We start from the raw sequence: 10690 nt of genomic DNA, 5'->3' as shown, positions 1-10690 counted from the left end.
TCACACCGCTAACTCTTAAGCGGGTCCCTCGCACAGTTGCGGTAGCGGTGCATCTGGAATCTGTGTTCTCGCGCATTCCGCGCTTGTGACACAGCAGTCATACTTCCCGCCTCGCGCTGTGCGCTCGCCGGAATGGTCCGCTTGGAAATCAGCGGCTTCGTTTGGGCGCGGTGGGGCCGTCGGCTTCGCCTCGGTGAAATGCTGCCAGCGGCTTCTGGTTCTTGAAGCAATTTTCGCGTCGGATTGCTCTTGCGTTTCAAATGGCGCTCGTTCGCGAGTAAGACGCCACGCGCCTTGAATCGTACCCGCCCCTCATACAACAAAGGCGCAAGGGTTGCGCTTTTGCCCCAGTTGCGACGCGGTCCCGCGTGCCGCTTTCAGTCCGCAACCGCATCTGCCATGAGTCTCCGCAAATGCGGCGTCGCACTGCCGCCAGTCAGTCATGCGCCGTCACGGTAACGCCAATTTATACCAATGCGCCGTCGCAGTGCCGCGAATGTCAATGCGCCGTCGCCGTTGTTCGCGCGATAGTCTTGAAGCGGATTGGCTTGTTCTGCATCGCTCTAGTTGAGCCAATATGTTCGCGGCTTTCCGATGCCGTCCGCGTGGCTTTTGCCAGAACGTCCGCTGCGTGACGCGCTGTAATGCGGCTTTGTGCGATCCCCTTCGCATCCAGCGCAATCACCTGATATAGCTCACGATCGAGCTCGACTTCGCGCTGGTAGTCCTCGCCGGTGTCGAGCAACAGTTCCAGCAATTTTCGCTGGCGATGTCTCTCTTCGCGCGTCACAGCCGGACTCCTAACTATCGATGCCATAAGTGTGACCAGTTTGTCCAACTGGCTCAATTGCCGCTCAATCAATCCGAAAGCGGACAGCGCGAGTTTCTCGTATTGAAGCGCGTCAACGGGTGGGCGCGACGTGGTTCGTGAATGCTTGACAGATTTACTCATGGCGCGATCTCCCTGAAACTTATCTGGATCGCCCAACACACACGCTGGCGCGGTGGTGAGCGGGCACAAGACGGGATTCGCAGACCGGCAGACCGAACCAAAAACCGGCGAGCCGTGAGGCTCCCCCGCCGAGGCCCGCCCATTGAAACAGACGTGCAAAGGCAGCCGCGCACCTGCTCGTGCAAGCATGCGGGGTCGATCTGATGCAGGCTGCGAAACCTGTTTGTCGTAAAGTACACGACGAAACGAGTTTAAACATATCGCGCTGCGAGTGATCACCCGAACAAGCTAAAACGCGCGCGCGGCAATCATTTCCGAAATTGCCCAAACTTCTGCTCGAAGACAGGACTACGGCGCCCAAGAAACTTCCGCAAAAACCGCAGCAAATGGTTAGTGAAGTGCGTGACCGATTCGTGCGCCTGACGCCATTTCTTTTGGAGCGGGAGACCCGTTCGGGCGCCTTCAAAAACTACTGGCCATTTCTTGCGCCCGACGGCGCCCTGATGGAGTGCGAGACGCGTTTGGCGCGTGGAGCGCTTTGAAAACCACCGGCCGTTTCGCGACATCGCCGAGGCGAAGCCGACGGCCCCCACCGTGCCCAAACGAGGCCCCTGGTTTCAGGCAGACCGTTCCGGCGAGCGCGCAGCGCGAGGCGGGAAGAATGACGCCCGTGTCACTAACCCGGAATGTGCGAGAGCACAGATTCCAGATGCACCACTACCGCCACTGCGCGAGGGCTCCGCTTAAGAATTAGCGGTGTGAAGCCGCTTTCTTTGCCTACTTTCTTTGCGGCGGCAAAGAAAGTAGGTGCCGCCCCGCACAGGGGCAACGCTAATAGACCACTAACAAATCAAGGAAAGGCCAAAACAGCAAGCCCACAACCAATCCCCGAGCAGGCAAAAAACCCTACCTCCCCCCCGACAACCCCCTCTCCAAAGCCGCCACGCCGGCCGGCAAATCAACCTTAACCCCAAGCTCCACCATAGTCCGCCCAAGCGCATGCACCGTGCGAAAGAGGTTATGTTCCCGGCACTGCTCCCCCATCTGCCCGACGCGAACAATTGGCAATCCAAAGGAACCAGAAATCTCCACCTGATGCATCCGCGAAATATGCGAACAAACATCCGCGGGACTGAAGCCTTCAGGCACCTCAATCCCAACAACAGAATTCAACCGACAAGCCTCCGGCGTATACAACCTTAACCCCATCGCCGCGACCCCATCCTGCAACGCCAACGAACACTTCAAATGCCGGGCAAACCGCTTCTCAAGCGTCTCGGCACACACAAGCCGCAAAGCCTCATGCAAGGCCAGAACGCCGGAAACAGGCGCCGTATAGTGATACCCCGCGTTATGCCAAAAATTCTCCGCAAGCGACGCATCCAGACACCAATGCGCATTCGGCGCGGTGCGCCCCTTCACCCGCTCCCACGCGGCATCAGAAAACGCAATCAACGAAACGCCCGGAATCGACGACAACCCCTTCTGCCCACCCGTAATAACGGCATCGATACCCCACGCATCCATCTCCAAAGGCATCGTGCTCAACGTGCAAACCGCATCGACGATCACCAGCGCGCCCGCGGCTTTCGCCAAGGCGGCAATCTCCTTCAGGTGATAATTCCACACGGTATTGGACGTCTCGCCCTGCACCACCGTCACGATCTCGGGACGCTCCCGACGAATCGCCTCGGCAACCTGCTCAAGACTCGCCACCGATCGATCAGCAACATCGAGCGTGCTCACCCGCGCGCCGACGCGCCGGCCCATCTCCGCCATCCGTTCGCTGAAGAAACCGTTCTTGATGGAAAGCACACGCGTGCCTTCCCACGCAAGGTTCGAAATCGCCATCTCCATCGCGGCCGATCCAGGCCCCGCGACACCCAGCACCCATTTCGAATTCGTCTGAAACACATAGCGCGCCATCGACTTCACCTGCCCGATCACCTTCACCATCGTGCCGCCAAGGTGATTGATCACGATCGCGTTGGCCTTGGCCACGGCCGCGGGAATCGGCACGGGGCCGGCGCCCATCATCAGGAGCGGCTCTTCGGGAAGAATGGCGTCGAGCGATTCGACAACCGGACACGGCACTGCGGAAGATACGGAAGATGCGGATGTGAATGATGAAGTCGGCATGATGATCGGTACGTGAATGTCAGGACGCTAAGGAGCAAACGGCCCCGCCAGTATTGACGCTGGCGAGGCCGCCTGTTCGATCATTCACCGATCCGCGCGATTGCGCAAGTTTTTTGACTATGCTCGACCACACAACATGGCCGACAAAACCGTCATTTCACCTTGGTCTTGTCGAGTTTCTTGCCGGTCGCCGCATTGAAACGCTCGACATACTCTTCGATCAGCCTGCGCAAGGCGCGGCCAATCTGCCGGTAGTCGGCCTCGTTCAGGTTCGCCAGCGACACACGCCCCGATGGATGCTGCGTGCCGAAACCAAGGCCCGGCAGCAGCACGACCCGCGCTTCGCGCGCAAGGCGGAACAACAGCTCGGAAGGCTGCGTGTTCTTCAGCAGCCACTCGACGAACTCACGCCCGAACATCCGCTCGCCGAGGAATTCGACGTCGAGGATCGTGTAGTAATCGACCTGGTTCGGATCGTCGTCCTCGAAGGAAATGCCGACCTCTTCGTAGAGGGCCTGTTTGCGCTTGCGGATCAAACGCTTCAATGCGTTCTTGTACGCATCGGGCGTGTCCATCAGCGAGAACAGCGAAAACAGCACCATCTGCACCTGCTGCGGCGTCGACAGACCCGCCGTGTGATTCAGCGCGACAGTACGGCTGTCGGCCACGAGGCGATCGATGAACTTGAGCTTGTCCGGCTCCGTCGTGATCGACTCGTAACGCTCGTGCAACTGCTTCTTCGCGTCCTTCGGCAATTCGGCGATCAGCTTGTCGAGCACGTTGTCGCGATGCGTCGCGATCGTGCCCAGACGCCAGCCGGTTGCGCCGAAATACTTCGAGTACGAGTAGACGAGAATCGTGTTCTTCGGCGCGAGCGCGAACAACGAGACGAAGTCGTCGGCAAAGGTGCCGTACACGTCATCGGTCAGCAGGATCAGATCGGGCCGTTCCTTGACGATGTCGGCAATATATTGAAGGCTCTCGTCATTGATCTTCACCGAAGGCGGATTGCTCGGGTTCACGAGGAAGAACGCCTTCACCTTCGGATCGCGCAGCTTGTCGAGTTCCTTCTTCGAATACTGCCAACCGTTGGCCACATCGGCTTCGAGATTCACGACGTTCAGCTGATAGTCGTTCAGGCGCGGAATCTCGATGTACGGCGTGAAGATCGGCATGCCGAGCGCGATCGTGTCGCCCGCCTTGATCAGGTGATTCTCGCGCATCGTGTTGAAGATGTACGTCATCGCCGCCGTGCCGCCTTCCACCGCGAACACATCGAATTCGCCGACAAAAGGATGGTCGCCGATCATCTCCTTGCGCAGATACTGCCCGACGATCAGCTCGGACAGTTTGAGCATGCGGTCCGGCACCGGATAATTCGAAGCGAGAATGCCCTCGCACATCTCATACAGAAAGTCGCCGGCCGAGTATCCCAACTGATCGCGCACGTACGACACCGCACCGCGCAGAAAGTCGATGCCCGCCACGCCCTTGTTCTCGCGCAGGAACAGATCGAAGCGTTCTTCGAGGCCGTCGCGCCGCGGAAAGCCGCCCACGCCTTCCGGCAAGTAAGCGAACGAGCGCTCCGATTCGCGCATCGCAAAGAGGCCGAGTTGCCAGAAGCCGTGACGCGGAATCGTCGCGAGAAAATTCGGGTTGCCGCGGCCGGCGTTGAGCATCGATGCGTTGGCGGGCCGCTCCACGGCGCTGCCGCCGGCGGCCTTGATCAATTCGTCCTTCAACTCGAACGGGCTGAGTGCCGACATGCCCGGTTGCTCCATATCCGCGTGTTTCTTGTCACCCTTGTCTTTTGCCATGATGCGTTCTCCTGAGCCAAGTGAAAGACGCCGGCGTGGCGAATGATCGCCCGGTGAGCGCCGGCGTGAGAGAGATCGATAGACGCCCGCGCTACACGAGCCCGACCACGAGCGGGCCGAGCAGCGTCAACGCGACGTTCGCGATGGCATACGTGATCGCGAACGGCACGGTCGGCACGGCGCTTTCGGCCTTGTCGAGCACGCCGCCGAATGCCGGATTCGCACTGCGCGAGCCGGACAGCGCACCGGCCAGAATGGCCGCATTGTTGTACTTCAACACGTAGCGGCCGAACAGCATGGTGAGCAGCAACGGGAACAACGTGACGAACACCCCGAGCAGGAAAATCGTGATGCCGAGTTGCTTGACGGTCACCACTGCCTGCAATCCAGAGTTGAGCCCGACCACGACCACGAACGCCGCCAGACCGAAATCCTGCAGCAGCCGCGAAGCCGCCGACGGCATCACGCCGTACATGGGATGCTTGCCGCGCATCCAGCCGAACAGCAGGCCGGCCAGCAGACAGCCGCCGCCCGAGCCGAGCGTGAGCGGAATGCCGCCGACGTTGACGACGATCAGGCCGATCAGCAAACCAAGCACGAGGCCGACGCCCATATAGATGAAGTCGGTTTTGATGCTGTAGGGCAGCTCGTAGCCGGCTGCGTCGACGGCGCGCTTGGTGTCTTTCGGCGAGCCGCAGAAGGTGATGACGTCGCCGTGCTCGAGTTTGGTTTCCGGCAGGATCGGCAGCGGTTGACCGGCGCGCGAGATACCCTGGATGTAGACGCCGTGGCGCATATCGCGATCCACCACTTCTCGCGCGGCGGCGATCGTGGTGTGGTTCATGCCCTTGCGCGTGAACACGCCCTGGCGTGTCTGCATGACGACGCCGACGTCCTCGACGGTGGCCACCTCGCCGCCGCTCGCGCCGAATGCCACCACGGCTTCGCGGCGGCCGACCACCAGCACCACGTCATCGGGCTTCAACACCACGTCGGGTGCCGGGTCGAGTAGCTGCCCGTCGCGCTTGATGCGCTCGATCGTCAAAAAGTCCTGATGCTGCGTCTCGACGGCCTTCACCGTTTTCCCGGCGCTGACATCGATTTTGTACGCGCGGCCGACCATCTCGGGCAACGCGGAAAGCTGCCCCGGCGCGACGGACGGCGCGCCGGAGGTCAGTTCGCGCTCCGCTTCGATCGACGCATCGCGCAAACTTTGCCCCATGAACTTGGGCAATATATTCACGCACACGATGATCGCGCCCAGCGAGCCGAACACGTAGGTCACCGCGTAGGCAATCGCCACGTCCGATTGCAACGACTTGACCTGGTCGGCGGGCAGGCCGAGACGCGCGATCGCGTCGCCCGCCGTGCCGATAATCGCCGACTGCGTCAGCGCGCCGCCCGCGAGCCCGGCGGCGAGACCCTTGTTCAAATGGAACAGCTTGGCGCAGATCACCACGGTGATCAACGCGCTGACCGCCAGAAACACGGCCATCGCGATCTCACGCAGCGTCTTGCGGTTCAGCGAATTGAAGAAGCCTGGACCGGAGTCGTAGCCGACCGCATAGATGAAGACGGCGAACATGACCGACTTCACGCCATTGTCGATCGTCACGCCCGCCTGACTGATGACGACCGCGGCCAGCAACGACCCGCCCACGCCGCCCAACTGGAACTTGCCGAAGTTGATCTGCCCGATGAAGTAGCCGACTGCGAGCGACAGAAACAGCGCAATCTCGGGTGATTTCTGAAAGATGTGATGTAGCCAGTCCATCGTGCCCTCGCTGGATAGTTTGCGATACTGAGTACTGGGTCTGCTTGCGCATGCGAAGCGCGATCGTGTCGCGCTCCACGTGCGGCCTGCCGCATCGACCGAACGTGGCATGGCGCGCCACGTCCGGCACATCTGCCCGCCTAGTGGAATTTCCCGGCGAGGCCGACGACCACCGGCCCCATCAGCGGCAACAGAATGTTCGAGAGTGCATAAGTGATCGTGTAGCCAATCACGGGAGTGGAGTTGCCGGTGACGCCCACCAGTGCGCTGATGGCAGGCGTGCTGCATTGCTGGCCGGCAATCGCGCCGAGCAGCATGGGCGCTTCGAGCTTGAGGAACATGCGGCCGATCCACAACGACAGCAGACCCGGCACGAGCACCATCAAAATTCCCGCGACCGGCAGCGCGAGACCGTACTCGCGCACCAGCTTGATGGCGTCCGGTCCCGCCGACAAACCCACTGCCGCGATGAAAGTGGCGAGACCAAAATCCTTGAGGATCTGCGCGGCCGCGGAAGGCAACGAACCGATCAGCGGATAGCGCGAGCGGATCCAACCGAACAGCAGCCCCGACAGCAGACAGCCGCCGCCCGTGCCGAGCGCGACCGACACGCCGCCCACCCGTCCGCCGAGATGGCCGATCGCCATGCCGACCAGCACGCCCAGACCCAGATAGACGAAGTCGGTCTTCTGCGTCGAGACCAGCACGTAGCCCAAACGCTTCGCGCCGCGCTCGACATCAGCCTTCGCGCCAATCAGCGTCAGCACATCGCCGCGATTGAGCTCGGTGCCGGGCAGCGCGGGCACCGTGCTCTCGAGCCGCGTGACCGCCGAGATGTAGACGCCGCGTCCGTTTTCCGGCGTCGCCTGTTCGCGCACCTGCGCGATCGTCCGGCCGTGCAGGTCGCGGCGCGTCAATACCACGTCGAGCTTCTCTGCGATCACAAGGCCGAAGTCAGCGCCGTCCACTTCGTCACCGAGCGTAGCCGCCGCCGTCACGATCGCTTCACGTCGCCCCGCCAGCAGAATGATGTCGCCGGGCGCGAGCGTCAGTTGCGGTTCGGCCGGCACATTCACGCCGTCTCGCCGCACGCGCTCGATCGTCAGGTTGAAGCCGTATTGCTGTTCGAAGGCCCGAATCGTCGCGCCGGCCGCCGTACCGACGCGAAACGCGCGGCCCACGAGCGCCGGCGCGGCCGCGCGTTGACCCTCGCCGAACGCGCCGTCGCCGCCGAGCTTGCGCCACACACGCTCGGCTTCGTCGCGCAGATTGACGCGCAATAGCAGCGGTGCGAACTGGCTTGTAAAGAGCACGATGGTGATCAGGCCGAACAGGTAGCTGACGCTGTACGCGGTCACGATGTTGGCCTGCAGCCGGACCGTCTCCGCGTCGCCGAAGCCGAGCTTGGCAATCGCCTCGGACGCCGTGCCGATCACGGCCGACTCCGTCGCGGCACCGGCCAGCAGACCGGCCGCCGTGCCGGCATCGAGCCGCATGACGGCCACCGCGATCATGATCAGCACCAGCACCGACACAATCTCGACTACCGAAAGCAAACCGTAACGCCAGCCGCGCCCGATGTTGGCGAAGAACTGCGGGCCGCCGGTAAAACCCAGCGCAAAGATGAACAGCGCAAACGCGATGTTCTTCAGATCGGGCGCAATGCGCGCGCCCGTCTGGCCCAACAACAACGCGACGATCAGCGTGCCGCACACGCCGCCGAGCTGAATGGGCCCGACGCGGAACGAACCAATGAAATATCCAATTGCAAGGCTTGCGAACAGCGCGATCTCCGGTTGAGATCTCAGCAATTCACCGATCATGTTGGCTCGCCGATTGACGGGTTTATTAGCAGGAAACCGAAAAATCATTCGGAAAACTCGAATAGATTTATTCGGCCGAGTATGACGCACGCATTACTCAGCCAGCATAGCGATTGAGTGAAAACTATTTATGGCAATGGGATGACGCGACTCGCGTCCAAGACGATTTGCCGCGCTGCGGCGATGGGTATTGAAATTATCTTCCGATAGCTCGACAGTCACTCTTTCCTCGCGAAGTTGCCTAACGCCTTGAAAAAAGACATCGTCTGCTGCTGGCCAGTTATTACAGCACGAGTGAACATGCTTTTTTGATCTGCCTTTTTTAATAGATATTGTAATTCAGCGAGGCTGTCAATATTATTTTCAACTCACATCGACTTGTCTACGCAAAAAATGATCTTTAGCAAAGACAAGTGAATTGGCAGCGCGCTTCACCCGCGACGCATACCCTATACTGATTTGCTCGCCTGCGGCGTCATGAGTCCGCGTCGTTAGCGCCGGCACGCATTCTTCGGAGCCCGACATGCGTATGATCCTGTTCAGCAGCCGCCAGTACGACAGCGACACGTTCACCGAAGCCAATGCCGGGCATCGCTATGAATTGCATTTCCAGGAATCGCACCTCGACAGCGAGACGGCCATTCTCGCTCAGGGCTACGAAGTGGTCTGCCCGTTCGTCAACGATAACGTCGACGCGGCGGCGCTGGAACGGCTTCATGCCGGCGGCACGCGCATGATCGCGCTGCGCTCGGCGGGCTTCAATCACGTCGATCTGGCCGCGGCCGAGCGTCTCGGCATCACGGTCGCGCGGGTGCCGGCCTACTCCCCGCACGCGGTGGCTGAACATGCGGTCGGCTTGATTCTGGCGCTGAACCGGCGTCTGCCGCGCGCCGTCGCACGCACGCGCGAGGGTGACTTTTCACTGCATGGGCTGCTCGGCTTCGACCTGCACGGCAAGACCGTGGGTGTGATCGGCACCGGCATGATCGGCCGCGTGTTCGGCCGCATCATGGCGGGCTTCGGCATGCAGGTGCTCGCGTACGACCCCGGCGAGCCCGCCGACGACCTGCTCGCGCTCGGCGCCCGCTACGTGCCGCTCGACACGCTGCTCGCCAGCTCAGACGTGGTCAGTCTGCATTGCCCGCTGGTGCCGGACACGTACCATTTGATCGACGGCCCCGCGCTCGCCAAGATGAAGCGCGGCTCGATGCTGATCAACACGGGCCGTGGCGGCCTCGTCGAAAGCAATGCGCTGATCGGCGCCCTGAAGGATGGCCAGCTCGGCCACCTCGGGCTCGACGTGTACGAGGAAGAAGGCGGCCTGTTCTTCGAGGATCACTCGAACCTGCCCTTGCAGGACGACGTGCTCGCGCGTCTGTTGATGTTCCCGAACGTGATCGTCACCGCGCATCAGGCGTTCTTCACGCGCGAGGCGATGAACGAGATCGCCCAGACCACGCTCGAAAACGTCGCGGCGTGGCATGCCGGCACGCCACGCAACGTGGTACGCGCGCCCGCTTAGACGCCGCCGCCAGTGTTCGGTGGCGTCGCGCGGACCACAGTGCGCGCATCGTCCGCAGCGCCGCAGAGTTCGCGCAGCAATGTGGCCTCACGCTCATGCACTTCCACCGGAAACCAGCGTGCGCCCGCATCCGCCAGATAGCGCGCGCGATGCTGGCCGTTGCGAAACGCCACCACGCCTTCGCGCTCCAGTCCGAACCAGCCCAGGAGACCCGGCGCGCGACGCGTCGAGATGGTCACGTATGGCATCTGCGGAATACGCGGGTTCTCTGGATCGAGAAACTCGCGAATGCCACGCACCTTGCCCGAATGCCATTCGGCAACCGGCTTCAGCACGTAATCGGTATTGTCGCGATCGGCGCAAGCGAGCAGCTTGCGCACGTCGACGAGTACGACCTGATGCCGCGTGCCGTCCGTGACGAAGACGCGTTTCAGGCGCACATGGTCGTACCATGGATGCTCTTGCAGAGGCACGGTCCAGACCGTCTCGGCACAGGCCGGCGCGGCGGCTGACGATGAATTGGACAAGGGCAAAGGCAGGCTCGTTAAGCTGGCGAAAAGACGCCAGCGTGTTAGAAGAGCGCTTACGCTACGAGCCGATTGTGTAAGAAGCATGACAGACCACGGTATTAATTACTCTGCATGAGCACACTGCTCACAACCC

At 61.4% G+C, this 10690-nt stretch carries 7 protein-coding genes; 1 reads left to right on the top strand and 6 read right to left on the bottom strand.

All coding sequences use genetic code 11. The features are described from left to right. Positions 1-499 precede the first annotated feature (499 nt). From PQR32_RS13785 to aspT (PQR32_RS13765), 5 genes are all read right to left on the bottom strand, one after another. On the bottom strand, positions 500-952 hold the full coding sequence (locus tag PQR32_RS13785) for a hypothetical protein (protein ID WP_408227236.1): 453 nt from the start codon (positions 950-952) through the stop codon (positions 500-502). A 906-nt stretch (positions 953-1858) separates the two neighbouring features. After that, positions 1859-3091 (bottom strand): pyridoxal-phosphate-dependent aminotransferase family protein, encoded by a 1233-nt coding sequence (locus tag PQR32_RS13780; RefSeq protein ID WP_408227233.1) that lies wholly within the window; start codon positions 3089-3091, stop codon positions 1859-1861. 152 nt (positions 3092-3243) lie between these two features. Further along, positions 3244-4908 (bottom strand): bifunctional aspartate transaminase/aspartate 4-decarboxylase, encoded by a 1665-nt coding sequence (locus PQR32_RS13775; protein WP_408227230.1) that lies wholly within the window; start codon positions 4906-4908, stop codon positions 3244-3246. Positions 4909-4999: 91 nt separating this feature from the next. Next, on the bottom strand, positions 5000-6682 hold the full coding sequence (aspT, locus tag PQR32_RS13770; RefSeq protein ID WP_408227227.1) for an aspartate-alanine antiporter: 1683 nt from the start codon (positions 6680-6682) through the stop codon (positions 5000-5002). Positions 6683-6822: 140 nt separating this feature from the next. Next, positions 6823-8505 carry an aspartate-alanine antiporter gene (gene aspT, locus PQR32_RS13765; protein ID WP_408227224.1) on the bottom strand — a complete coding sequence of 561 codons (1683 nt, stop codon included), beginning with the start codon at positions 8503-8505 and terminating at the stop codon, positions 6823-6825. 523 nt (positions 8506-9028) lie between these two features. Between aspT (PQR32_RS13765) and PQR32_RS13760 the strand changes: the two genes are divergently transcribed. After that, positions 9029-10027, top strand: a complete 999-nt coding sequence (locus tag PQR32_RS13760; RefSeq protein WP_408227221.1) for a 2-hydroxyacid dehydrogenase — start codon at positions 9029-9031, stop codon at positions 10025-10027. On the opposite strand, the gene PQR32_RS13755 is transcribed toward PQR32_RS13760, so the two are convergent. Continuing rightward, positions 10024-10641, bottom strand: a complete 618-nt coding sequence (locus PQR32_RS13755; RefSeq protein ID WP_408227218.1) for a plasmid fertility inhibition factor family protein — start codon at positions 10639-10641, stop codon at positions 10024-10026. The genes PQR32_RS13760 and PQR32_RS13755 overlap by 4 nt on opposite strands. Positions 10642-10690: the final 49 nt, after the last annotated feature.

Origin of the sequence: Paraburkholderia dipogonis (assembly GCF_046027395.1) — a bacterium.
In the GTDB taxonomy this organism is placed as follows: domain Bacteria; phylum Pseudomonadota; class Gammaproteobacteria; order Burkholderiales; family Burkholderiaceae; genus Paraburkholderia; species Paraburkholderia dipogonis_A.
This window is presented reverse-complemented; position numbering and strand designations above follow the sequence as displayed.